This window comes from Halalkalibacter suaedae, assembly GCF_017939705.1.
GTDB classification, from domain to species: Bacteria; Bacillota; Bacilli; order Bacillales; family Bacillaceae_D; genus Halalkalibacter; species Halalkalibacter suaedae.
Window position 1 is genome coordinate 35,690 of the sequence record NZ_JAGKSQ010000006.1, and the last position, 22,795, is coordinate 58,484.

Annotated in this window: 25 protein-coding genes; 12 read left to right on the forward strand and 13 right to left on the reverse strand. The window is 38.8% G+C overall.

The window, feature by feature from the left end; translation table 11 throughout:
- Positions 1 to 29 precede the first annotated feature (29 nt).
- The gene (locus J7W16_RS14800) at positions 30 to 659 is read right to left on the reverse strand and encodes a YczE/YyaS/YitT family protein (protein WP_210598094.1); all 630 of its coding nucleotides are present in this window, start codon (positions 657 to 659) and stop codon (positions 30 to 32) included.
- 106 nt (positions 660 to 765) lie between these two features.
- Positions 766 to 1,146 carry an OsmC family protein gene (locus tag J7W16_RS14805; protein ID WP_210598095.1) on the reverse strand — a complete coding sequence of 127 codons (381 nt, stop codon included), beginning with the start codon at positions 1,144 to 1,146 and terminating at the stop codon, positions 766 to 768.
- Between the two features lie 114 nt (positions 1,147 to 1,260).
- Here J7W16_RS14805 and J7W16_RS14810 point away from each other — a divergent pair, with 114 nt between their 5' ends.
- On the forward strand, positions 1,261 to 2,424 hold the full coding sequence (locus J7W16_RS14810; RefSeq protein ID WP_210598096.1) for an MFS transporter: 1,164 nt from the start codon (positions 1,261 to 1,263) through the stop codon (positions 2,422 to 2,424).
- Positions 2,425 to 2,739: 315 nt separating this feature from the next.
- Here J7W16_RS14810 and J7W16_RS14815 read toward each other — a convergent pair whose 3' ends face one another.
- From J7W16_RS14815 to J7W16_RS14825, 3 genes are all read right to left on the reverse strand, one after another.
- The gene (locus J7W16_RS14815; RefSeq protein WP_210598097.1) at positions 2,740 to 3,102 is read right to left on the reverse strand and encodes a hypothetical protein; all 363 of its coding nucleotides are present in this window, start codon (positions 3,100 to 3,102) and stop codon (positions 2,740 to 2,742) included.
- A 124-nt stretch (positions 3,103 to 3,226) separates the two neighbouring features.
- A complete protein-coding gene (locus J7W16_RS14820) occupies positions 3,227 to 3,373 on the reverse strand; it encodes a hypothetical protein (protein WP_210598098.1) in 147 nt (48 codons plus the stop codon).
- A 150-nt stretch (positions 3,374 to 3,523) separates the two neighbouring features.
- A complete protein-coding gene (locus tag J7W16_RS14825) occupies positions 3,524 to 3,949 on the reverse strand; it encodes a hypothetical protein (protein ID WP_210598099.1) in 426 nt (141 codons plus the stop codon).
- A 150-nt stretch (positions 3,950 to 4,099) separates the two neighbouring features.
- Here J7W16_RS14825 and J7W16_RS14830 point away from each other — a divergent pair, with 150 nt between their 5' ends.
- The 3 genes from J7W16_RS14830 (at position 4,100) to J7W16_RS14840 (ending at position 6,822) form a co-directional block, all read left to right on the forward strand.
- On the forward strand, positions 4,100 to 4,243 hold the full coding sequence (locus J7W16_RS14830) for an FbpB family small basic protein (RefSeq protein ID WP_210598100.1): 144 nt from the start codon (positions 4,100 to 4,102) through the stop codon (positions 4,241 to 4,243).
- 178 nt (positions 4,244 to 4,421) lie between these two features.
- Positions 4,422 to 5,756 carry a cytochrome ubiquinol oxidase subunit I gene (locus J7W16_RS14835; protein ID WP_210598101.1) on the forward strand — a complete coding sequence of 445 codons (1,335 nt, stop codon included), beginning with the start codon at positions 4,422 to 4,424 and terminating at the stop codon, positions 5,754 to 5,756.
- A 28-nt stretch (positions 5,757 to 5,784) separates the two neighbouring features.
- Positions 5,785 to 6,822, forward strand: a complete 1,038-nt coding sequence (locus J7W16_RS14840) for a cytochrome d ubiquinol oxidase subunit II (protein WP_210598102.1) — start codon at positions 5,785 to 5,787, stop codon at positions 6,820 to 6,822.
- Between the two features lie 43 nt (positions 6,823 to 6,865).
- On the opposite strand, the gene J7W16_RS14845 is transcribed toward J7W16_RS14840, so the two are convergent.
- The gene (locus tag J7W16_RS14845) at positions 6,866 to 8,647 is read right to left on the reverse strand and encodes a M3 family oligoendopeptidase (RefSeq protein ID WP_210598103.1); all 1,782 of its coding nucleotides are present in this window, start codon (positions 8,645 to 8,647) and stop codon (positions 6,866 to 6,868) included.
- A 138-nt stretch (positions 8,648 to 8,785) separates the two neighbouring features.
- Here J7W16_RS14845 and J7W16_RS14850 point away from each other — a divergent pair, with 138 nt between their 5' ends.
- Positions 8,786 to 9,235, forward strand: a complete 450-nt coding sequence (locus J7W16_RS14850) for an Lrp/AsnC family transcriptional regulator (protein WP_210598104.1) — start codon at positions 8,786 to 8,788, stop codon at positions 9,233 to 9,235.
- 84 nt (positions 9,236 to 9,319) lie between these two features.
- Here the strand turns inward: J7W16_RS14850 and ggt are convergent, their stop codons facing one another.
- Positions 9,320 to 10,933 (reverse strand): gamma-glutamyltransferase, encoded by a 1,614-nt coding sequence (gene ggt, locus J7W16_RS14855; RefSeq protein ID WP_210598105.1) that lies wholly within the window; start codon positions 10,931 to 10,933, stop codon positions 9,320 to 9,322.
- A gap of 152 nt (positions 10,934 to 11,085) precedes the next feature.
- Here ggt and J7W16_RS14860 point away from each other — a divergent pair, with 152 nt between their 5' ends.
- Entirely contained in the window at positions 11,086 to 11,292 is a 207-nt protein-coding gene (locus J7W16_RS14860; RefSeq protein WP_210598106.1) for a zinc ribbon domain-containing protein, read from the forward strand.
- Positions 11,293 to 11,561: 269 nt separating this feature from the next.
- Here the strand turns inward: J7W16_RS14860 and J7W16_RS14865 are convergent, their stop codons facing one another.
- Both J7W16_RS14865 and rnhA read right to left on the reverse strand, forming a co-directional pair.
- Positions 11,562 to 12,920, reverse strand: coding sequence for an aldehyde dehydrogenase (locus J7W16_RS14865; protein WP_210598107.1), 1,359 nt, complete (start codon positions 12,918 to 12,920; stop codon positions 11,562 to 11,564).
- 78 nt (positions 12,921 to 12,998) lie between these two features.
- Positions 12,999 to 13,622 (reverse strand): ribonuclease H, encoded by a 624-nt coding sequence (rnhA, locus tag J7W16_RS14870; RefSeq protein ID WP_210598108.1) that lies wholly within the window; start codon positions 13,620 to 13,622, stop codon positions 12,999 to 13,001.
- A gap of 84 nt (positions 13,623 to 13,706) precedes the next feature.
- Here rnhA and J7W16_RS14875 point away from each other — a divergent pair, with 84 nt between their 5' ends.
- Both J7W16_RS14875 and J7W16_RS14880 read left to right on the forward strand, forming a co-directional pair.
- Entirely contained in the window at positions 13,707 to 13,844 is a 138-nt protein-coding gene (locus tag J7W16_RS14875; RefSeq protein WP_210598109.1) for a hypothetical protein, read from the forward strand.
- Positions 13,845 to 14,056: 212 nt separating this feature from the next.
- Positions 14,057 to 14,308, forward strand: a complete 252-nt coding sequence (locus J7W16_RS14880; protein ID WP_210598110.1) for a hypothetical protein — start codon at positions 14,057 to 14,059, stop codon at positions 14,306 to 14,308.
- A 94-nt stretch (positions 14,309 to 14,402) separates the two neighbouring features.
- Here J7W16_RS14880 and J7W16_RS14885 read toward each other — a convergent pair whose 3' ends face one another.
- Together J7W16_RS14885 and J7W16_RS14890 are read right to left on the reverse strand one after the other, a co-directional pair.
- Entirely contained in the window at positions 14,403 to 14,738 is a 336-nt protein-coding gene (locus J7W16_RS14885) for a hypothetical protein (RefSeq protein ID WP_210598111.1), read from the reverse strand.
- A 171-nt stretch (positions 14,739 to 14,909) separates the two neighbouring features.
- Positions 14,910 to 15,323, reverse strand: coding sequence for a thiol-disulfide oxidoreductase DCC family protein (locus J7W16_RS14890; protein ID WP_210598112.1), 414 nt, complete (start codon positions 15,321 to 15,323; stop codon positions 14,910 to 14,912).
- 262 nt (positions 15,324 to 15,585) lie between these two features.
- Here J7W16_RS14890 and glcT point away from each other — a divergent pair, with 262 nt between their 5' ends.
- The 4 genes from glcT (at position 15,586) to J7W16_RS14910 (ending at position 19,685) form a co-directional block, all read left to right on the forward strand.
- Positions 15,586 to 16,416: a glucose PTS transporter transcription antiterminator GlcT gene (glcT, locus tag J7W16_RS14895; protein WP_210598114.1), complete on the forward strand. Its 831-nt coding sequence runs from the start codon at positions 15,586 to 15,588 to the stop codon at positions 16,414 to 16,416.
- A 171-nt stretch (positions 16,417 to 16,587) separates the two neighbouring features.
- On the forward strand, positions 16,588 to 18,618 hold the full coding sequence (gene ptsG / locus J7W16_RS14900) for a glucose-specific PTS transporter subunit IIBC (RefSeq protein WP_210598115.1): 2,031 nt from the start codon (positions 16,588 to 16,590) through the stop codon (positions 18,616 to 18,618).
- A 104-nt stretch (positions 18,619 to 18,722) separates the two neighbouring features.
- Positions 18,723 to 18,851, forward strand: a complete 129-nt coding sequence (locus tag J7W16_RS14905; RefSeq protein WP_210598116.1) for a YflJ family protein — start codon at positions 18,723 to 18,725, stop codon at positions 18,849 to 18,851.
- Between the two features lie 348 nt (positions 18,852 to 19,199).
- Positions 19,200 to 19,685, forward strand: coding sequence for a hypothetical protein (locus tag J7W16_RS14910; protein WP_210598117.1), 486 nt, complete (start codon positions 19,200 to 19,202; stop codon positions 19,683 to 19,685).
- 76 nt (positions 19,686 to 19,761) lie between these two features.
- Here the strand turns inward: J7W16_RS14910 and J7W16_RS14915 are convergent, their stop codons facing one another.
- Both J7W16_RS14915 and J7W16_RS14920 read right to left on the reverse strand, forming a co-directional pair.
- Positions 19,762 to 20,556 (reverse strand): carbon-nitrogen family hydrolase, encoded by a 795-nt coding sequence (locus tag J7W16_RS14915; protein WP_210598119.1) that lies wholly within the window; start codon positions 20,554 to 20,556, stop codon positions 19,762 to 19,764.
- Positions 20,557 to 20,926: 370 nt separating this feature from the next.
- Entirely contained in the window at positions 20,927 to 22,795 is a 1,869-nt protein-coding gene (locus J7W16_RS14920) for a PTS fructose transporter subunit IIABC (RefSeq protein ID WP_210598121.1), read from the reverse strand.

Here is a 22,795-nt window from a genome sequence, read left to right on the forward strand (position 1 = left end):
CCATAGTGACATCCTCTTTTATTCAGACCTTATCCTTCATTTTGATTCTCAACTTCCTGCCAGTGAATTCGTTTCTCTATTATAGGATAAAACCATTGAATGAGAGGTCCTATTAAGAATGTAACGATAACGGTTCCTATACCGATTGGGCCACCGACAATAAAAGCGAAAATTAATGCTAATAATTCAGTTGCTGTCTTAGCCACAAGGAAATTAACTTGAAATCGATCCCTCACAACGAGCATCAATCCATCGATTGGAATTACCGCAAATTTCGCTTGTAAGTATATCGCTGCACCAAAGGCAATAATCACCGTTCCAAGGCAAAGAATCGATAATTGCAAGAAAAACTCACCAAACAGTACATTTCTAAAAACAACAAGAAGCCAAAAATCAATAAAGTATCCTATTAAAACCACAGTTATAATCGATAGGAATTGCGGACGCGATTTAGATAGTAAACCATTAATAAAAATTAATAAAACCCCTATAATAATAACCCAATTTCCTACAGTGAACTGAGTTAAGTTAGCTAGTCCAACATTTAAAGCGTCCCAAGCACCAACGCCGAGACCAGCAATAATTGTTAATGACACTCCAAATGAAACGATCGCTAGCCCTCCAAGGTAGCTAAGTATCCTTATGATTACAGGATTCATTCAATTTCCTCATTTCTTTTCTTTAATTTAGCAGTACTGCTTTTTCTTTATTTTTTTCAGCAATTTCTTCACTAAGCATTCGTCAATTTCCGAGGAAATAGTATCTCTATTTCTGTTCTATACTCTCGGTAATATTAATACTATTATGTACTGATTGAACAATCGGACAGTTTTTTCGAGCGACTTCTAGTGATTTTGCTAGCTTTTCTTTAGAGGCATTCCCACCAATGATGATAAAATCAAGATGAATATCTGTAATCTCCTGTGCTCCCCCTGCATTTCTCTTGATATCAACGTGAATCGTTATATCATCAAATTTTATCCGTTTTTTTAGGAGAATCTTCTTAAGTACACCGCCACTACATACTGCAACAGAGGCTGCTAATAACTGATACGGACGAAATCCGTATTTATCGTCACCAGAAACATCAAGTGTTCCGAAATTAAATTCACCTTGAAAACCATGTTCCTTCATTCTAAATTCCATATATCAATCTCCTTTACTCTAATTGTAACAGGCTCTGCCTCACCAGTCATTCCCTATCTCTCTTTTTCTATCCAAGCATAACTATGTTATAGTATTACAGAAATGGGGGATAAAATGAATCGATTACAATTCTGGATTTTAATTAGCATCGTTGCAATCAGCGGCTTCAGTCAAGGAATGCTTTTGCCATTAATTTCAATCATCTTTGAACAGGATGGTATATCTTCAACAATGAATGGATTGAACGCAACTGGACTTTATATTGGAATACTTATAATTTCTCCATTTATGGAATACCCGTTAAGAAAATACGGCTATAAACCTATTATTCTTTTAGGTGGTCTACTAGTCATTGTTTCCTTGGCCTTTTTCCCTTTGTATAAATCATTTTGGTTTTGGTTCTTCCTGCGTCTTTGTATTGGTATTGGTGATAACGCACTACATTTTGGTACACAGACCTGGATCACTTCCTCAACACTAAAGGAACATCGTGGGCGTAATATAAGCTTATATGGTTTATTTTTTGGGATTGGTTTCGCTGCAGGACCTCTGATGACACCTCTCGTCACCATTTCAGAAAGCCTTCCTTTCATCTTATCAGCTTGCATGTGCCTAATTTCCTGGCTCTTTCTCTTTTTATTAAAGAACGAGAAGCCTGTTCAAGATGACACGGAGGAAGTCGCAATAAATTCATTTAAAGAAACAGCATCAAGATTTAAAACAACTCTTAGCTTTTGCTGGGTGGCATTATTACCAGCTCTTTGCTATGGCTTTTTAGAAGCCTCGCTAAATGGAAGCTTTCCCATTTATGGTTTACGAATTGGTCTAGATGTCAGCTACATATCGATTGCATTAGCCGCATTTGCGGTTGGTGGTGTCATCACCCAGCTTCCTTTAGGCATGCTCAGTGATCGCATTGGGCGAAGACGACTTCTAACATACATACTTTTCTTCGGAAGTCTGACTTTTTTCGCAGCTAGTTTTCTTGAGTCCTCTGCGCTTGCACTGACCATTTGTCTGCTATTTGCTGGTATGCTGGTCGGCTCCACCTTTTCACTTGGAATTAGCTATATGACCGATGTCACACCTAAGTCGTTATTACCAACCGGGAATTTACTCTGTGGAATTGCCTTTAGCCTAGGCAGCTTACTTGGGCCATATTTAGGTGGTGTCTTTATTCAAGTATTTACATCGATTAGTTTCTTTGTCGTGATAGGCTCTATTCTATTCATGATCTTCGTTATTATTTCTACGAGGAAGCAAGAAATAACTTATTAAAAAAAGAAGGTGGCACACGAATGTGGCCACCTTCTCTAATCACCTTACACCTTTCAATGATCCTTATTCATCGAACAATCTGGGGTCGAAACGATGTATATCTTTTGGAGACACCTTCTTTTTCAGTCATGTTAGTAACATTCTTGAAAATTCTTGTCTTTCTCCAACGCAACCACCTCATTTAAGGTACTTACTGCAATATCGTTACTTTTCCTATTGTATCTTTGAACAATCTTGATCGGTTCTGGTGATGAGTAACAGCAACTTGCTGCTCCTCGTTTATTATATTGTCCCGTAAAAAAGGTTCTATACATTTTATTTCTTTAAATTTTTCATTTCCTCTGCAGCTTCCTTTGTTACCTTTACAAATTCCTCAGAGCTATCCTTTAGATGTGAAGCTGTTTGCCCAATTGTCTTTAGATCAGCTGAGATTCCCTTAATTGATTCAGTGATATCTGTAGTTGCTTGTTTAAATTGGTATTGAAGCTCTTCACGATTATCACGCAAAAAGAGCATAGCTTCCTTTGTGTTATTCGTTGCTTTTTTGCAATTATTTAGAAGCCTTGTTCTCCATTCTTTTCTTGAAAGAATGATTCCAAAAGCAATTCCGCCACCAATCCAAAGTCCATTTCTTAGTGACTGACTTTTTTTCTCTTTTTTCTCTTCCTTCTCTTCCATGATCCATTCCTCCCTGACATTGTTTTTTCTATTTTAACAATAAAGAGTCGAAAATGAAAAGTATTGTTACTATGTAAAAAAGTGTGTCTAAAAGGCCCCTTGCCTCTCCAACACACTTTCTTTCTTAATTATAGGCTTGAGTCAAAAAATCGTCAGTATCTAATGGTTCAAAACCTTCTCTTGTTCCTTTTTTTAATTCATTTAACTCACTAGCCAATCTTTCTAATTTCTTTTGCATTTCATCAATCATCTTCTTCTCTGAAACAGTCATTTTCTACACTCCCTTTATTCTTCATTTTCTCCCGATTGAGCACTCGCTCAGTTTCTATTTAAAAAAATATTTGATTTGATTTTTAATGTTAAAAATATTCTAACAATAATATCTGTCTTTGTAAATAGGATATTAATCATTTTTCTTTGTTTAGTTTGTACCAATTTGTTCTAATAAATTCTCTTCGTATTCAATCATGCCAATTAAATTATTTATTGTCTCTAGCGTATTCGGATCTTCCGCTTCATTTTTTAATTTTAATAATTTTTGTTCTCTGTTCTTATGCCGTTGCAACTGGTTCTCTACACCTTCTTGGTAACTACCAGGAGGCTGGAAAATCTCTTGGTTCACCTTTGGCTTGCTTGATGTTAAATCTGTGTACAGCCTTTTAAGCGTCTCATACTCATCTTTTCGTAATTCAAGGATCTGACTCCAAATTCGACGTTCCTCTCTTCGCTTTGCTAATAATGACAGAAAATCAATTTCTAATACATCTGCACTTTCCGTATTAATTAATGATAAAAGGTCTTCAGGATTTATATTTCGTTGAAACGGCCGAAAATACAAGTCATTCACCTCTTCTTTTCCTTTGTTATAAATTATGTCAAATGAAAGTGCGATATCACTTTCTATTCAAAAAATTGTTACAATTCTTATATTTATTTTTGGCGTACATCTGGTACAATTAAAATATCAAAATTTTCTTAAAAAGGTGGTGCCGTTTTAATGAGAAGACAAACCACATCATTTAAAGAACTAATGCAGCAAAATAAAAACCAATTACTAAATGATCCAAAAGCAATGGAAGCCATTGATAAACGTTTAGACGATCGTCAAACAAAGACGAATGATAATCAAAATAATAAATAATATAGAAGCTCTGAAGATTAAAGGAAATCGAGATGGGGAGAAAATCCTAAATCACTTTCCTTGATCAATGGGGCTTCTTTTTTTTATGGACTTGGAAGATATAGTGAATAGAACCAATCATGTTTACGCAAAGTATAAACGCACAATCATCTGTTACATATCCGAAAGGAAGGTTCATATGGATACTGTTATGCTTGCACGCATGTTATTTGGTTCGTCGATGGCTTTTCATATTATCTTTGCTACTCTTGGTGTTGGAATAACTTTGATGATTTTGTTAGCAGAGGTGATGAGGCTAATTAGTAAGGATCCGGATTACGGGACACTTGCCAAGCGCTGGACAAAGGGTGTCGCCATCTTATTAGGTGTTGCCATCCCCTCTGGAACAATTGTTGGGGTTATGCTCGTGCTTTTATGGCCTGGTTATATGGAAATTGTTGGGCAAGTGATTGCACTTCCATTTCAGGTTGAGATTTTTGCCTTCTTCCTTGAAGCCTTATTTCTATCTATTTATGTGTATGCCGCTGATCGACTTTCGGCAACCATGCGGATTGTTAGTGTGTTCTTTGTTGCATTAGGTGCATCGGCATCAGCCATTTTAATTACGGATGCACATGCTTGGATGAACACACCGAGAGGCTTCGATATAACAGCTAATGGGCAAGTAACCAATGTCGATCCGATTGCCGCGGTCTTTAACCCTAGTGTTTACGTAACGGCATTGCACGTCATCGGAACTGCCTATATGGCAGGAGCATTTGTCTTAGCTGCTGTTGCCGCTTATAAATTATTCCGAGGCGGGCTTAGCGAAAGAGAAACAGCTTATCACCGTAAAGGTATGATGCTTTCACTTGGGGTTGCTCTAGTGATGTCAATCTTCACCGCAAATAATGGTCATGACACGGCGAAAATGTTACATGAGTATCTCCCGGTAAAACTTGCAGCAGCAGAAGGGCTATTTGAAACCCAGTCAAATGCACCTCTGGCGATTATGGGGACTCCTGATCCTATCGCAGGTAGAGTTGTAGGAGGTATTGAAATACCAGGAATGCTAAGCTGGCTCGCTACCGGGTCTACAGATGGTGTTGTAAGAGGACTATATGATTATCCACAGGATGAATGGCCACCTCTATTTGTCCACACTTTATTTAATGTGATGGTTGGGATCGGCTTTTCACTACTTGGCTTAGCAGCTATTGCATGGCTATTCTGGTTTATTCTTCGAAAAAAAGAGAAACCATTCCCACGCTGGCTCTTAGCAGGAATTGTTGCTTCAGGACCATTAGCTATGATTGGAATTGAAACGGGCTGGATCTTCAGTTGTACAGGGAGACAGCCTTGGACTATCTATGGTATTCAACGTACAGGGGAAGCTGCAACGAACTCGGGCAACTTAGGAATGTTACTAGTTCTATTCCTCTCCCTTTACCTAGTGCTTCTCGTCATTACAGGTCTTGTTATGCATTTCTATTTCTACAGAAACCCTGTCTCGAAGGAATTAGGTATAAACTAAACTCGACTTATAGAAAGAGGTTAGAACATTGCAGGACGTCTATTTAGCGATCATCATCCTCTGGGTCATCCTATTTATTTATGCCGTTGCCGGGTCGATTGATTTTGGTGCTGGCTTCTGGGCAATGTATTACCGAAAACGAACAGATACAAAAGCGGCAAGTGTAGCGAATCGGTATTTATCCCCTTCCTGGGAAGTCACAAACGTCTTTTTAGTATTACTTGTCGTTGCTTTCGTTGGCTTTTTCCCGTACGGGGCATCATCCTTAGGCACAATTATGATTGTTCCGTTTTGTCTCGTTTTATTTTTCCTGGCAATTCGCAGTGCTTTCATGGTTTACTCCTATTCGGTTCAAAAGTATACGAATATGCTCGTTCTTATTTCAGGGATTACTGGCTTACTTATTCCAGCTCTGCTGATAAGTATTTTGCCTGCTGCGATCGGCGGATTTATCGAGGTGGTTGGTGATCGACAATATGTTCTCCTCGATCAATTGTTCTCAAGTCCAACATTTTACACCCATATCGGATTTGGACTTAGCACTGAATTATTTCTCTCTTCCTTACTGTTAAGTGACTATGCGAGGGAATCTGGTTCTGAAGAGACGTACCATGTCTACCGAAAAAATGCGATTATTTTAGGACCGATCACTCTTGTTTTTGCAGTTAGTGCTATCTTCACACTTATTCCTAATGCCTTTTGGATGTTTGAGAATATGGCTAATGAGTGGCATTGGTTCACTTTATCATTATTCGCTTTTGCTGCAGGCTATAGCGCACTATGGTGGCCATCAAAGAAAGTATCGATCGGTCAACCTCGTGCTGCGGTACTCCTGATCGCCTTGCAGTTTGGTCTTGCTAGCTTCGCTTATGGCTCAGCCCATATGCCTTATTTTCTCTATCCTGATGTGACAATCTATGATGCCTTTACGAATGAGACCATGTTCCATTCACTACTTATTGGCTATGGCATCGGAATGGCGGTCCTCGTCCCAGTATTCATTTGGTTCTGGAGATTATTTATGAAGGACAAACGATACTTACGTCAAGAAAAAACAACACATTAAAAAAGATGGCACTGGTTTTTCAACCAATGCCATCTTTTTTTAGCTATTTCACTTTGCTTGTTAACGCCATAAATTCGTCAACATCTGCAAGAACGACGTCAATCGCTTCCTGCCAGAAGTCTGGTTTTGTAAGATCGACATTTAAATGCTTCTGTGCCAGATCTTCAACTGTCATACTTGCCGTATCTTGAAGTAAGGCAATATAATCATCTTCAAATGAACTTCCCTTTTCAAGTGCTTTTTTATAAATACCAAGACTAAATAGGTAACCGAATGTATACGGGAAGTTATAAAATGGAACACCTGTAATGTGAAAATGAAGCTTTGATGCCCAGAAGGTCGGTGAGTAATTTGAAAGTTGGTTTCCATATGCTTCTTTTTGGGCTTCGGTCATTAGGCTATTTAGCTCTTCAACTGAAAGGAGCTTTTCTTTGCGAGCCTCATAAAATCGTGTTTCAAACAAGAAACGAGAATGGATATTCATGAAAAATGCTAATGATCTTGAGATCTTGCTCTCAAGAAGAGCAATCTTCACGTCTTCTGTCGGAGCCTCTTTCACGAGTGCATCACCAATTATATTTTCAGCAAATGTTGATGCTGTTTCTGCAACATTCATTGCATATTGCTGTGCAAATGGCTCCATATCCTTTAGGCAATGGCTATGGTATGCATGTCCTAGCTCATGGGCTAATGTAGCAACATTGGCCATAGTCCCGTCGTACGTCATAAAAATTCTTGATTGCTTTGTTAATGGAAATGAAGTACAGAATCCCCCCGGACGCTTACCAGCACGATCTTCTGCTTCGATCCAGCCATCACGCAGTGCCCCCTCTGTGAAGGTAGCAAGCTTCGGGCTAAGTGGCTTAAAGTGCTTAATAATTAAATCACAAGCATCCTCATAGCTGATCGTTGCATCACCTTCAACTGGAAGAGGTGCCGACACATCATGCATCGCAAGCTTATCCACACCTAGAAGACTTGCTTTTCTAGCCATGAAATCATAAAATTTAGGCTTATTTTCAGTAATCGTATCCCACATTGCTGATAGAGTCTTTTCCTGCATCCGGTTAATTTGAAGTGGTTCCTTTAAAACTTCTTCCCACCCTCGTGCTTTGTACAAATTAAGTCTAAATCCAGCTAAGTGGTTTAATGTTGATGCGAAAAGATCGGATTCTTTTGCCCAAGCCTGCTCAGACACATCGAATGCTTTCTCACGTACAGCGCGGTCATCACTATTTAGACGATTTTGCAATTGTCCTGCAGAAAGCAGCTTCTCTTCACCGTTTTCTTCAAATGGAACTTGCATACGTCCAACTGCTTCGTTATAGACATTACCCCAAGCATGATACCCATCGATCGCTAATTGACCAGCTAATTTCTCCTCTGCAGGTGGTAGCTTCTCCATTGCCTGTTGTCGACGTTCTTCCAAATTAAAGGTTACTCCATTTAACGCAGGTCTTGAGATTAATTCGTTCCACTTTTCTGCAGACAGAGCAGCCAAATCTTCCTCAATCGAACCCCAGATTGCACTCAGCTTCGTTCTCTGCTCAGTCATTTTACCTTGCCATAATGTTGCTTGCTTATCCTTAACATCCTGTGCAGTTAAGCAACTAATGAAGGCACCGGCTTGTCTTGTTCGCTGCATATAGCTTTGGATTTCAACAATAGTTGCCTCTAAATGTTCAATTGTGGCTTCCTGCTCTCCTATTTTAGCTTCCAACTTTTCTAGCAATTCGTCTGTTTCCTTGACAAAAGCTTTAAATTCTTCAGATTCACTTCCTCCTTTAAAAATCGAAGAAAGCTCCCATACCTCTGGATATTTCATTAATAATTACCTCCAAGTTATAATTGTAGTAACATATAGATTATGACTATTTCTATGACTAGTACAAAGAAGACCTATTCCCTGCTACTAGGATTGTTTATAATAGAAAAACAACGATACTAAAGGTGTGATGACAAAGTGAAAATAGATGCAACAGATCGTCGAATTCTAGAGCTACTTACGGTAAATGGTCGCATGTCCTATGTCGATATCGCTAAAGAACTAGGCTTATCTAGAGTCGCCATTAGAGAACGTATCAATCAATTAATTGACGAAGAAGTCATTGAAAAGTTCAGTGTCGTGATTAATTCCGATAAGATCGGAAAAAAGGTTTCTGCCTTTTTTGAAGTTGATTGTGAACCAACGTCCCTCGTCTCCGTTGCAGAGACATTAGCTGAAAACCAAAAAGTCGCAAGCTGTTATCAAATGACTGGTCCAAGCACATTGCATATGCATGTTCTTGTTGAAGACTTTGAACAGCTCGAACATTTTATTAACGAAGAACTTTACGCTCTAAAAGGCATCACCCGTGTCGAAAGCCATATCCTTTTACGCCGCTTCAAGAGTAGAACTGGCTTGAAGTTGTAATTCAAACATAATACTAATTAGCAGGGCTGCTGCAACCACTGTAGGACTTATACGAACTACAGAATTGCAGCACTTTTTATTCACCTACCAAACCGCGATATGACCATCCGTTCTCGACTCAGTACCCCCAGACATGACGCCTGTTTCAGGATCACGCCAAATGATCTGCCCACGGCCGAACGAGCCTCCTTCAAGTGCCACTTTAATATCATGACCAATACCTGCTAGTTGCTCAGCAATATGGGCTGGTAAGTGACGCTCAACATGTACCGTCTTACCCTCTGACCACATCCATCTAGGTGCATCTAGAGCCGATTGTGGATTAAGTCCAAAATCAACAGTATTAACAACAACCTGCAGATGACCTTGTGGTTGCATGAATCCACCCATAACACCGAATGGACCAACAGCCTGATCACCCTTTGTTAAAAATCCTGGAATAATGGTATGGTACGTCTTCTTGCCCGGCTTTAAGGCATTATCATGACTTGGATCTAGCGAGAAATTATGACCTCGGTTTTGCATTGCAATCCCTGTACCAGGCACGACAATACCAGAGCCAAAGCCCATATAGTTGCTTTGAATAAAGGAAACCATATTGCCATCACCATCTGCTGTTGCGAGATAGACCGTCCCTCCACTTGGCGGAGTTCCAGGCTCTGGCGTAATTGCTTCATCACCAATCAAGCTGCGACGCTCACTTGCATAGGCATCTGAAAGCAAATCCTCCACCTTTACCTTCATCTCACTCGGATCTGTGATGTATTTCATTCCATCAATAAAGGCAAGCTTTGTCGCTTCAATCTGCTTATGATATGTTTCGGTTGCTTCCTTTTCAGTCAATTCAAATCCTTTTAAAATATTTAAGGCTTCTAAAGCAATAAGTCCTTGACCGTTTGGTGGGATTTCCCAAACATCATAGCCGCGATAGTTTATACTAATTGGTTCAACCCATTCAGGCTCATATGCTGCCAGATCTTCCTTGTTAAGAAAGCCGCCATATTCGTTAAAGAACGAATCAATTTCTTCAGCTAATTCACCTGTATAAAAAGCTTCTGCATTCGTTTCAGCGATCAAACGGAGTGTTCTTGCATGGCCAGGCGATTTCCATATGTCACCTACTTGTGGAACCTTTCCTTCTGGAGCAAATGTTTCAAACCAATGCTTGAACTCTTCTCCTTTAAATACTTTTGAATAGCCCTTATAAGCACGATTCCAATAATTCGCTAATGTCGGCGAAAGAGGAAATCCATTTTCAGCGTACTCAATTGCTGGAGCTAAAACCTCTGTCAAAGGTAATTTACCGAATTTTTTCGATAATTCAGCCCATGCCTTCGGAGTTCCAGGAACGGTTACGGGGACCATTCCAAACTTAGGTAATTCCTTCTCATGACCTAATTGCTTCACTGCTTCAATAGTAAGTGCAGCCGGTGCTTGGCCACTTCCATTAAGTCCGTGCAATTTACCATCTACCCATACAAGTGCAAAGCAATCAGAACCAATTCCGTTCGAGGTCGGTTCAACTACAGTTAAACAAGCCGCCGTAGCAATGGCTGCATCAATTGCATTTCCACCTTTTTTCAAAATATCTAATCCAGCCTCAGCAGCCAAAGGTTGAGATGTCGCGACCATTCCCTTTCTGCCATATATAACATTACGTTTAGAGGGATATGGATATGTTTGACCATCAAGTTTCATTAAGAGACCTCCTATTATGTACTCTATTATTTATTTCGTAAAACTAAATAAATAGACTTCTTTATTATAGTCTAACCCAAATTTACTGACAACACTGAAACTTATTAGATTTTCATTCGTATAAATAAGCAACACAGATTGGAGGGATTTAAATGAGCAAAAAAGGTTGTTTGAAATGTGGTCATACCGAAGCGAAAACGAAGGAGATTGCTACGACAGGGACGGGACTCTCTAAAATGTTTGACGTCCAAAACAATAAATTTCTTGTCGTCTACTGCACAAACTGCGGTTATTCCGAGCTTTATAATAGTCAAATGTCTAAAACATCAAATGTGATTGACTTCTTTTTTGGAGGATAGAAAAAGGCCTGGACAAATGTGACTCAATTAAATGAAAAGCCCCAAAATCATAGACTGTGTAGCAACACCGCTCCTGAAATATACTTCGCTTTCCGCGGGAAGCCGGTGAGCCTCCTCGTGCTTTGCACTGCGGGGTCTCACCTTTGGCTTTTGCATCCCGCAGGAGTCTACGTATATTTCATCCGCTAAGTCACTGATTTCTTCGGTATTTTCATTTACACACTTAGTTATGTCCCGACCTTTTCTTCTATTAATAACTAAACAAACGCTTATTTCATAAACAATTTCCTAAGTAGCTTCATCACAAGCGGCCCTTGCTTATAGCGTAGGGGTAAATCAAATTTAGTCGTTTGTTTCAAAATACTTTTTTTCACTGTAAATGATCGAAAGCTTTCATGCCCATGGTAGGCTCCCATTCCACTTGTACCCTTACCTCCAAATGGGAGATAAGGAGTAGCCAAATGCATAATTGTATCATTTACGCAGCCACCACCAAATGGTAGCTGATGAATACATCTTTCTTCTACGTCCTTAGATTCTGTAAACACATAAAGTGCTAAAGGACTCGGCATCTCTCTAATTTTCACAATCACATCATTTAAGTCTGAGTAAGAAAAGAGTGGAAGAATCGGACCGAAGATTTCCTCCTGCATTACAGGTGCTTCCCAGCTAACACCAGTCACTACTGTTGGCATGATTGCGAGCCTTTCCTCCTGAACGCCTCCACCAATTTCGATATGACCATCATCTAAAAAACCAACAAGTCGCTCATAATGTCGTTTGCTAACGATCGTCGGGTAACGCTCTTTGTCCCAGCTTTGATCGTACAGTTGTTTGATATGTTTTTTTAACAATCTCATGAATTCCTGCTCGACCTCTTGATGGACATAGACATAATCAGGAGCTACACAAGTTTGGCCTGCATTTATAAATTTCCCCCATGCAATACGTTTTGCCGACAAATGTAAATCAGCAGTCTTGTCGACAATTGCTGGACTTTTCCCACCTAATTCTAGCGTGACAGGAGTCAAATGCTTAGCTGCGGCTTCCATCACCTTTTTACCAACCGCCACACTTCCTGTAAAGAAAATATAATCAAACGGTTGTGCTAACAGGGCTTGACTCGTCTCGGCATCGCCTTCAATCACTGTAATATATTCTTCATTAAAATGTTCTTTTAGCATTTTAGAAAGAACTGCCGATGTATGAGGGGTTAACTCCGATGGCTTCAACACAGAACAATTGCCACCACCAATAGAACCAATAAGTGGGGCAACAGCTAGTTGAAACGGATAATTCCACGGTGAAATAATTAAGCACACACCATGGGGTTCGTGATAAATATACCCTTTTGAGCCGGTATGAGAATGAGCTGTTTTCACCTTTTCTCTTTTCGCCCAATCTGGTAAATGCTTAATCATATGAGTAATTTCTTGATAGACGGGCCCGATTTCCGTCAAAAAAGCTTCTTCCGATGTCTTATTTAAATCATTTTTCAGAGCCTCTAACAGTTGATCCTCATATGAATTTATTGCTTTTTTCAGCATCTCTAATTGTTCTATTCGAAAATCAATGTTTCTCGTTTGACCTTTTTCAAAAAAGAATTTCTGGATTTCAAGAATGTTCATCCTATTCACTTCCTAACAAGAATGACTTGAATGAAGACAGTTAGAAAATTATTTCACTATATTTTTTCAGAAGAGACATTATTTTCTACCATAGTCAGCCTTAATTTCTCCCCATTCAACTGTTTGCCATTTTTCAATTTTGTTTGAATAGCGATTTGTCTGAAGCCACTGCTCTGCACGGTCCATTAACGACCATATGTATTCTGTTTTCGCATTTCGCTCTAACGTAGATTTTGCCTTTTTCTGCTTGACCCATTTTATCGCGGTCATTGAATCAGAATAGATTGTTCTCGAGCTGTCTTGTTTCTGAAGATAAGCTAATCCGTGAACAATTGCTAGAAATTCACCCATATTATTTGTACCAATTTCAATTTCATCATGTGAAAAAAGAATTTCTCCTGTCTTTGTGTCTACACCCTTGTACTCAACAATTCCAGGATTTCCCCTGCATCCAACATCTACGGAAATGCTATCCCATTCAATTTCGTCCGTTGATTTCGCTTCTGTTGTCACACTCTTTGCTTTCTTTGTTGATGATGCTGGCTTCCCGTCTGAAAATGCTTGTTCTGCTTCTTCTTTTGTAGGAAATGATTTAAATCTCGCCCCAGTAAAACCCTTCACCTGAGCTTCACACTCAGCCCATGTTGTATATATTCCGTTTTTACGACCATTCCAAACAACGTAATACTTCTTTTTAGCCAAAGTGACACCTCTTGAATATATTTTTCCTTCTAATGAAATAGTAACAGTGAAACGTTTTATAGACAATAATAGGAGGGATTAATTATGAAGAAACGTCAACCACAAAAAGACAAAGCTCTTACAAATAACCAAACTCCAACTGAGACATTGTTCAACGAAGGTGTAGCAAGTGAAATGATTGATAATGGTTCCAATCGTGCAAACCACAAAAACAAAAAATAAGCAATTTCCAACTGTTGAAATTACGTTTAACGCAGAGAATAAGTAAGTTGATAAACGAATTCAGCAGCCACCAAAAATCAAGTCATATAAAAAGGCCTGTCGATTGTCTCATTTCAACGAGATCGTCTACAGGCTCAACTATATTTTTCTTCTTAATAGCGAATAAATCTCTGCTCTTTTTCCGATAATGGAAGAAAAAAGAGGTGATTGGCATGAATATTACTATTAATCGAAAACGCTCTGTGCAAGAACCGGGAGATCTGATTAGTACAAAAGGCAACAAACTTTATGCCCTTATCGAAGATCTCGGTGAAAAATACCCATACCACCTTTTATGTCTCCAATCATTTAAGATCGTAGAGAGCTATGATTCTCTACCAACAACATCAGAAATTGAAGAGGATATTGGTGACAAATTAGACGGCATTTATCAGCACAAGGATTCACACATAACCGTTAACTAAGAATTCAATTCGTAGCTTAGTTGTTATCATATTGAATCAGATCATCATATAAAAAAAACTCGTTCAGTCTGTAACTACTGAACGAGTCGATATATTATTCATTTTTTGATTCAGCTTCTTCAAATTTTTCTTGTTCTTCATACCAATCATCTAAGACTTTCGCATCTAAGACTCTTTGTTTTACAAAATCTGCTTGCTTCTCTAGAAAGATACTCTCCCAAGAGACATCCATATCTTCAGCAGTTTGAACAACCGTCAGTAATTCCTGCCATGCCACATATCGTTTATACCAAAAGAATTGTGGTTGTTCGGTCATATATGGGTAGAGATCATCAAATTCAGTATGCTTACAATCAACCGTACGCTCAAATTGACGTTTGGCCTCCTGCACTCGTTTTTCAAAATAAGCCTCAACTTGTTTCTTTTCCATCTAATGATTCCCTCCCTAAATATGTTTCTATCTTTTCTACCATAGCCGTTCATTTCGTTCTTATTCTTATAATATGCAAACCGGCTATAAGAAAGAATAACAATTTCGACTACCCTTATCATAACACGTCGAATGTTCAGACTAAAATGAAAAATACTAACATTTATTCAATCAACCTAAAAATCGCATTCTCTCTTCTTTCTTTGGTAAACGACAAGTCTCTCTCTTTCCAAAGAAGCGATACCGATTTTTTGCAATTAGTTTATAACCAGCAATCAATAGGTTATTTGGAAGGATTTTGAACACTTTTATTATTCTAAAATACCATGGCAATACATCTAATACTTGAAAAACAGCATTCGCGTGACAGTATGCGGAACCACTCTTAATTACGATTACAGAATCTATATCTTTAGAAAGATGATATTTCTCTGTTAATTCTTTCCCTTTATCTGATTGTAATGAAGCAAATAAAAAGCGTGAATCTACCTCATATCGTAAAATAAAATCGACAACAACATTACAAAGATTACAGACACCATCAAAAAGTAAAATAGGACGATCTCCTTGATTAGAATGATCCATAAACACTTCCCCTTCTGTAACAGTACAACAACAATCTAGTTAAAATTATATAGCTTTCATCTCAGGAAAACCATTTGTTTAGGCTGTTTTTATCTGATCCAATCTACGACAATGACCGGAATCGAAGCTTTGAGATAAGTCACTTCCGTTTTATTCACAAAATCCCCTAAAGATCAAGGTTATAATCATTGACGCTTTCATGCTTTCTGGCTATCATATAAATTAGTGAAATTTCGACATAAAATGCGGAAGGAGGGTCTTCATGTTATCTGTTAAAAAGGTGTTAAATAACAATGTTCTTGTCGCAGATGACTCCCAGTACGGTGAGGTTGTATTAATTGGCAAGGGAGTCGGCTTCGGGAAAAAAATAGGTGAAACAGTTTCAGAAACACTTGCTGAGAAGTTCTTTGTACTAAAGGAAACGAAGGAGCAGGAGCAATATAAGCAGCTGCTTGATTATATTGATGAATCGTTTATTGGTATCATGGATGATTTAATCAAAATTGTCGAAGCAAGATTCTCAGTTACTCTATATGAACATATCCATATCGCACTAACTGATCACTTATTTTATGCTGTCAAAAGAGTCAAACAAGGACTGGATATAACGAATCCCTTCTTAAAAGAAACAGAGCTCGCCTATCCGAAAGAATATGCAGTTGCTACTGAACTTATTGCGTATATCAATCGCGAGTTAAATATTTTAATTCCATCAGGAGAAATCGGCTTTGTTACTTTGCATATTCATAGTGCATTGTCGAGGCGTTCATTGCAAGAAGTAAACAAACACACTCGATTAATTGGTGAATTGATTCAGGTTGTTGAAGAGTCGTTGAAATTATCAATTGATCCTAACGATATTAACTATCTACGCTTAGTTCGTCATCTTCACCATGCAATTGAACGTATTGAAACTGAGGATTATATTGACAACCAAGAATTATTAAAAAAGGTATTGCAGACCGAATATCCACTGTGCTACAATTTGTCGTGGAAACTGATGAAGATCATGCAACAGACTCTGCGGAAAGCGGTTCCAGATGCGGAAGCAGTATACTTAACACTACATCTACAGCGTCTGTCGAAAAAATAATATACTATCAATCATTCTTTTACCGTGTGACTGGTTATGCAGGCATGAGAGGAAGAGAGATTGCACATGTTAAGGAGAGGATTCTCCTGTTATTTGTGCTAATCTCTTCCACTCATGCCTTTTTTGTTGCATTTTTATCAAATTCCAAAATTTTAATAGGAGGGAAAAAACATGTTTAAACAATCTTTTGGAGTTCTCCAACGTGTTGGTAAAGCATTAATGCTTCCTGTCGCATTATTACCAGCTGCAGGTATTCTTTTAGCATTTGGAGATGCTCTTCAAAATCCTGATATCACTTCAGCCATCCCTGCTTTAGAAGCAACTTGGGTTGTGATGCTAGCAAGCATCATGCAAAATGCGGGGGATATCGTTTTCGCAAACCTACCACTGTTATTTGCAGTTGGGGTTGCAATCGGTCTTGCTAATGGGGATGGTGTTGCAGGTCTTGCCGCAATCATCGGATATTTAATTATGAATGTTACGATGGGAGTTACAGGAGGAATCACAGCGGAGATGATTAACGCTGAAAATCCTCAATATCAGTTAGTACTCGGAATCCCAACACTGGGTACCGGGGTATTCGGTGGGGTTCTTGCCGGGTTACTGGGTTCCTATATGTATAACAAATACTTTAATATTGAGTTACCTTCTTATTTAGGGTTCTTTGCAGGGAAACGCTTTGTTCCTATTGCAACTGCATTTTTCGCTCTATTACTAGGTGTGCTTCTACATTTTGTCTGGCCAACAGTTCAATTAGGAATGAACGGTTTATCTCATATCATGGTTGATTCAAACCGTACGTTAGCAGCATTTATTTTTGGTGTGATTGAACGTTCGTTAATTCCATTTGGTTTGCATCATATCTTCTACTCACCATTCTGGTTTGAATTCGGTACGTATACAAACGCAGCTGGAAACCTCGTTCGTGGGGATCAACAAATCTTCTTTGCTCAAATTCGAGATGGAGCAGAATTAACAGCTGGTACCTTTATGACTGGTAAATTCCCATTCATGATGTTCGGTCTTCCAGCAGCTGCACTTGCTATTTATCATTGTGCTCGTCCAGCTCAAAAGAAGGTTGTTGCTGGGATCATGCTTTCAGCAGCCCTCACTTCATTCTTAACTGGTATTACAGAGCCACTTGAATTTAGTTTCTTATTCGTTGCACCAGTCTTGTTTGGTATCCATGCTATTTTTGCTGGGTTATCATTTATGATCATGCATATGCTTGATGTTAAAATCGGTATGACATTCTCTGGTGGGGTCATTGACTTCTTACTTTATGGTGTCTTACCAGGTCGAACCGATTGGTGGCTTGTTATTCCAGTAGGTTTAGTGTTCGCCCTTATTTATTACTTCGGTTTCCGCTTTGCGATCAAGAAATTCAATTTAATGACTCCTGGACGTGAAGAAGTTGCAGAAGACGAAACGGGAGAAGTTGCTCAAGCTGGTTCAGTTTCTGACCTACCTTACGACGTCTTAAAAGCGTTAGGCGGAAAGGAAAATCTTTCTAATCTAGATGCTTGTATCACTAGACTTCGTATTAGTGTGAATGATGTCTCAAAAGTTGAAAAAGATACACTGAAAAAATTAGGTGCTTCTGGTGTCATGCAAATGGGGAATAACATCCAAGCAATCTTTGGTCCACGTTCGGATCAAATTAAAACACAGATGCAAGATATTATTAGTGGACGTACTCCAGCTAGAGTAACTGAGGACGTTAAACAAACAGAGGCAGTTGCAGGAAATATTGCTTTTAATGCACCACTTGAAGGGAAAGTCCTTCCAATTACAGAGGTTCCAGACCAAGTTTTCGCTGGCAAAATGATGGGTGATGGATTTGCAATTGAACCAACAGCAGGAAAGGTTGTCTCACCTGTTAATGGAGAAATTGTTAACCTATTCCCTACGAAGCATGCAATTGGAATCCTTTCTGAAGAAGGAAAAGAAATCTTAATTCATGTTGGTCTTGATACAGTCAACTTAAAGGGAGAAGGCTTTGAAACACTTGTTGAACAAGGAGATAAAGTCAAACAAGGACAAGAGCTTTTAAACTTTAACCTTGATTATATTAAAGAAAATGCAACATCAATTATTACACCGATCGTCTTCACAAACTTAGCTGAAGGTGAGTTTGTTGAAATCCTTAACAGAAATGCAAAGCTAAACGATACGAACATCATTTCCATTAGTCAAAAGTAATTTCGTATCATTTTTTTCACCCTTTTGCATAAGATGAAATAAGTAACGAGTGAGCAGATATATTGCTCACTCGTTTTATTATTTATGCTGAAAGGGTGAGCTTAATGTACGTTGGAACGAAGGGCTGGTATGTTCAGAAATTAAAAGACTTAGGGATTCGCTATATTGAAGGTCGGAAAATCGAACGATATAAAGCACATGTTCTGGCCAATTTATATTTTGAAAATAAATAAGGACTTACAAGGTGGGGTTGTTGCAAAAAGGTCGAAGTCCTTTTTACGACAACCCTCTAATTATTTATAAGCGATATCTTCAAATGCATAGACAAATATTATACATGATGTACAATTAGATAAACGTTCTTACGACACTGAACGATCATGAATGGAGGAATTTATGTCGAATATAGTGAAGCAAATAGCGAAATTCGCATCTAATCAGGGAATAAAGGTTGCTTTCTATAGGAGATTTAGACATAACAAATATAGTTCCTACATCAGTACTCTCCAACCATACAATCAACATCCATCCCTTTTCAGCAAGGAAAGGATATGACCACATCGTTAGAGACTATTTTTTCGATGAGGAAGTACAAGCATTTAGATTTGTTAAGACTTCATAAACAAGGATATGTCGATAAAGATGTTAAGGGCTTTTTTCTTAATGAGGAACCTCAATTTTTTTATAAGCTATATCGCACCCGTAAATTTTATATAAATGAGGAATTCGACAAAATGGAGGAAGCACTCCAACAGCTTGGCTCGCATTCAATTAAAATGAAAGACACTCTCCAAACTAAACTACATATAGACTCTATTGGATTTGCAAATGACTTGCTACAAATTGATTTTACATTTCTACTAATCCAACATTATTATCAAGGAAAAACGAATTTACCACTTATCTCTTATCGTCAGCTTTTGGCTTGGATTCTCCATGAAAAGAAAAAGAAAAAAATGCTCAATGAAATAAAAAAAAATAGGCCTACGATGATTGATAGTCTCAAAACAATACAACAGCTTCTTACTACTGAAGAGTTTTTCAAATGGGTTATTAGTCATCAGTAAAACCATTTCAAATGATGGACATGATCTCGCCTTTAGAACACCTTACAAAAGACGAGATCTTTCAAGTCCATCAAGATTATTGATGCTTATACAAGCTTGGGACACGACTATTGAAAACTGGGACCTCACTTCGAATTTTTTTGACAGTACTCATATCCAAGCTGGTAGTTAAGGTTTCTTCCGTAGAACTTGAACCAACAGATAGGCTTTCTCCCCATGGTGTGATCACTTGTGATTGACCAGCAAATTCGACCCCATCATATATTCCAACCCGATTACAGCTAGCAACAAACACTTGATTCTCAATTGCCCTTGCCTTTTGTAGGATGTTCCAGTGAAGCTCACGTGCTGATGGCCATTCTGCAACAACAAAAATAATTTCTGCACCTTGTAATGCGAGCGAACGTGCTAATTCTGGAAAACGAAGGTCATAACAAATCATGAGGCCCATTTTGTATCCATCCAACTCAAATACGGTTCCAGCTTCCTTTCCACCATCAAGATAGAGATGCTCCTTTAGCATTGGAACGAGGTGAATTTTGTCATATTGATATATTAGCTCACCATGACGATCAATAACCAACGCACGATTATACACCTTTCCATTCTCCTTAACAGCAATAGAACCCGCAACTAAATTCACCATATGCTTCTTAGCAATCCCCTGAAGGAACAAGACAATATCTGTATCCAGCTCTTGAATAATCGTTTCTAACTCAGTAAGAGTATAAGCCGTCGTCCACATTTCAGGTAAGACAAGTATATCTGGATTTACACTATTACAGACCTCCTCCGCCCAGTTCTCTACCTTCTTACAATTTTCCTCTGGCTTCCCAGGAATAATATCCATCTGATACATTACAACCTTCATCTTCTCACCTCTGTATATATATTAATTTATTTAATTGTATCAAAAAGTCAGATACTCCGGTATTTATAATACAGCATCCACTAATCCCCCAAACTCCAGCAGTATTCAGTCACCTGAGTAAGAAGATGTTAAAAAGGAAGTAAACTACAATTCTTCCTCTTTCAAAGCGGACGGGATGGGCGGGCCGACTCCTGCAGGACATAAGGGCAAATGGAAATCCACCGGCAAAGCCGGTTAGTTCCATGCCCTCCTGCGGAAAGCGTGCCCCCCATCCCGGTAGCGGAGTCAAAGCATCTTACCAATAGCAATATAAGCAGTCATTACCAAAAAACTAAGGGGCTCCTCATAACAATGAGAAGCCCCTCGTTCATTAGTCTACTTTCTTTTTCCAAAAACCTAACATCAACGCCGTTACAATTGACCCAGCTAATATTGCGACAATATATAGGAATGCACTTCCATATACTAATGGAATAACAAATGCTCCGCCGTGTGGAGCAGGTAATCCTACACCAAATAATGCTGTTAATCCACCGGCAATCACTGAACCAACTACAACGGATGGAATCACTCGTCCTGGATCTGCTGCAGCAAAAGGAATTGCACCTTCTGTGATGAACGAAAGACCTAGAACATAGTTTGTCTTTCCTCCTTCACGCTCTTGCTTTGTGAATTTATTTTTAAAGAATGTTGTGGCTAAGGCAATTCCTAAAGGAGGAGCCATCCCGCCTGCCATAACAGCAGCATGCGGACCGAAGTTTCCTGCATCAATCATGGCGATTCCGAATGTGAAGGCAGCCTTATTAATCGGCCCACCCATATCAATTGCCATCATTCCACCTAGGATAATACCGAGTATGACCATGTTTGCAGTACCCATACCTGCTAACCAAGTTTCAAGACCTGAATTAAATGTCGAAAGTGGTTGAACCATAAGTAACATAATAATACCTGTAAGGAAAATATTAAAAACTGGATAAAGTAACACTGTCTTAATTCCTTCAAGGAAGTCAGGTAATCCTTGTAAGACATACTTAACAAGTAATGCAAGATAACCAGCTAAGAAACCAGCAATTAAACCACCTAAGAAACCAGCTCCACCTGTGAATGCAATTAGTCCACCAACCATACCTGCTGCAAAACCAGGACGGTCGGCAATACTCATTGCAATGAATGCAGCTAATACAGGAATCATCAGATTAAACGCATTTCCGCCACCAATTGTATTCAGCATTGCCGCAAATTCATTATATTCTGGATGACCTGGTTTAGCTGAATTAATTCCGAAGATGAATGAAATTGCGATTAAGATACCACCACCGACAACGAATGGGAGCATGTTTGAAACACCATTCATTAAATGCTTGTAAAATCCGCTTTTCCCACCAGATCCAGCTTCTTCTCTTCTCCCAGAACCAGAACCACTATATACTGGTACCTCTCCTGAGATCGCTTGAGAGATTAACTCTTTCGGTCTTCGAATTCCGTCAGTGACACCTGTCTGAATCACTTTCTTTCCACTGAAGCGGTCCATTTCAATTTTTGTATCTGCTGCGACAATAATTGCAGAGGCATTTTCAATTTCAGCATCTGTTAAGCGATTTTTCACGCCACCAGAACCATTTGTTTCAACCTTAATTGTAACACCTTGATTCTTTGCCTCATCCTTCAACGCATCTGCTGCCATATACGTATGAGCAATCCCTGTTGGACATCCAGTAACGGCTAACAATGTGAAACCGTCTTGCTTTTCTCCTTGCTCTGCCTTTTCTTTCGCTACTTGTTCTTCCTCTTTTATATCAATTGCTTTCACAATTTCAGCTTCAGTTGTCGCTTCTAGTAGCACTTTTCTAAATGCATCATCCATTAAAAATGTTGATAATCTCGAAAGTGTTTCTAAATGTGCTTCATTCGCTCCTTCTGATGCTGCAATCATGAAGAACAAATGAGTTGGCTGACCATCTAATGATTCATAATCTAGACCTTCAGTTGAACGTCCAAATGCAATGGCTGGCGTCTTAACAGCAGCTGTCTTTGCATGTGGAATCGCAATCCCATCACCAAGTCCAGTTGTCGTTTGTTCTTCACGCTTCCAAATTGCTTTTTTATATTCTACAGGATCCTTTAACTTTCCTGCTGAATCTAATTGTCTAACAAGCTCATCAATAGCCGATGACTTGGATGTTGCTTTCATATTTAATACGATCGTATCTTTTTTCAATAGATCAGAAATTCTCAT

What these genes read in the sequence shown, in the direction of transcription:
- J7W16_RS14920 (WP_210598121.1), bottom strand. Translation starts at nt 22,795, where the DNA reads ATGAGAATTTCTGATCTATTGAAAAAAGATACGATCGTATTAAATATG.
- J7W16_RS14910 (WP_210598117.1), top strand. Translation starts at nt 19,200, where the DNA reads ATGAGGAAGTACAAGCATTTAGATTTGTTAAGACTTCATAAACAAGGA.
- J7W16_RS14905 (WP_210598116.1), top strand. Translation starts at nt 18,723, where the DNA reads ATGTACGTTGGAACGAAGGGCTGGTATGTTCAGAAATTAAAAGACTTA.
- J7W16_RS14845 (WP_210598103.1), bottom strand. Translation starts at nt 8,647, where the DNA reads ATGAAATATCCAGAGGTATGGGAGCTTTCTTCGATTTTTAAAGGAGGA.
- J7W16_RS14890 (WP_210598112.1), bottom strand. Translation starts at nt 15,323, where the DNA reads ATGGATCATTCTAATCAAGGAGATCGTCCTATTTTACTTTTTGATGGT.
- J7W16_RS14865 (WP_210598107.1), bottom strand. Translation starts at nt 12,920, where the DNA reads ATGAACATTCTTGAAATCCAGAAATTCTTTTTTGAAAAAGGTCAAACG.
- J7W16_RS14875 (WP_210598109.1), top strand. Translation starts at nt 13,707, where the DNA reads ATGAAGAAACGTCAACCACAAAAAGACAAAGCTCTTACAAATAACCAA.
- ggt (WP_210598105.1), bottom strand. Translation starts at nt 10,933, where the DNA reads ATGAAACTTGATGGTCAAACATATCCATATCCCTCTAAACGTAATGTT.
- J7W16_RS14815 (WP_210598097.1), bottom strand. Translation starts at nt 3,102, where the DNA reads ATGGAAGAGAAGGAAGAGAAAAAAGAGAAAAAAAGTCAGTCACTAAGA.
- ptsG (WP_210598115.1), top strand. Translation starts at nt 16,588, where the DNA reads ATGTTTAAACAATCTTTTGGAGTTCTCCAACGTGTTGGTAAAGCATTA.
- glcT (WP_210598114.1), top strand. Translation starts at nt 15,586, where the DNA reads ATGTTATCTGTTAAAAAGGTGTTAAATAACAATGTTCTTGTCGCAGAT.
- J7W16_RS14800 (WP_210598094.1), bottom strand. Translation starts at nt 659, where the DNA reads ATGAATCCTGTAATCATAAGGATACTTAGCTACCTTGGAGGGCTAGCG.
- J7W16_RS14860 (WP_210598106.1), top strand. Translation starts at nt 11,086, where the DNA reads ATGAGCAAAAAAGGTTGTTTGAAATGTGGTCATACCGAAGCGAAAACG.
- J7W16_RS14820 (WP_210598098.1), bottom strand. Translation starts at nt 3,373, where the DNA reads ATGACTGTTTCAGAGAAGAAGATGATTGATGAAATGCAAAAGAAATTA.
- J7W16_RS14885 (WP_210598111.1), bottom strand. Translation starts at nt 14,738, where the DNA reads ATGGAAAAGAAACAAGTTGAGGCTTATTTTGAAAAACGAGTGCAGGAG.
- J7W16_RS14915 (WP_210598119.1), bottom strand. Translation starts at nt 20,556, where the DNA reads ATGAAGGTTGTAATGTATCAGATGGATATTATTCCTGGGAAGCCAGAG.
- J7W16_RS14810 (WP_210598096.1), top strand. Translation starts at nt 1,261, where the DNA reads ATGAATCGATTACAATTCTGGATTTTAATTAGCATCGTTGCAATCAGC.
- J7W16_RS14805 (WP_210598095.1), bottom strand. Translation starts at nt 1,146, where the DNA reads ATGGAATTTAGAATGAAGGAACATGGTTTTCAAGGTGAATTTAATTTC.
- J7W16_RS14835 (WP_210598101.1), top strand. Translation starts at nt 4,422, where the DNA reads ATGGATACTGTTATGCTTGCACGCATGTTATTTGGTTCGTCGATGGCT.
- J7W16_RS14880 (WP_210598110.1), top strand. Translation starts at nt 14,057, where the DNA reads ATGAATATTACTATTAATCGAAAACGCTCTGTGCAAGAACCGGGAGAT.
- J7W16_RS14830 (WP_210598100.1), top strand. Translation starts at nt 4,100, where the DNA reads ATGAGAAGACAAACCACATCATTTAAAGAACTAATGCAGCAAAATAAA.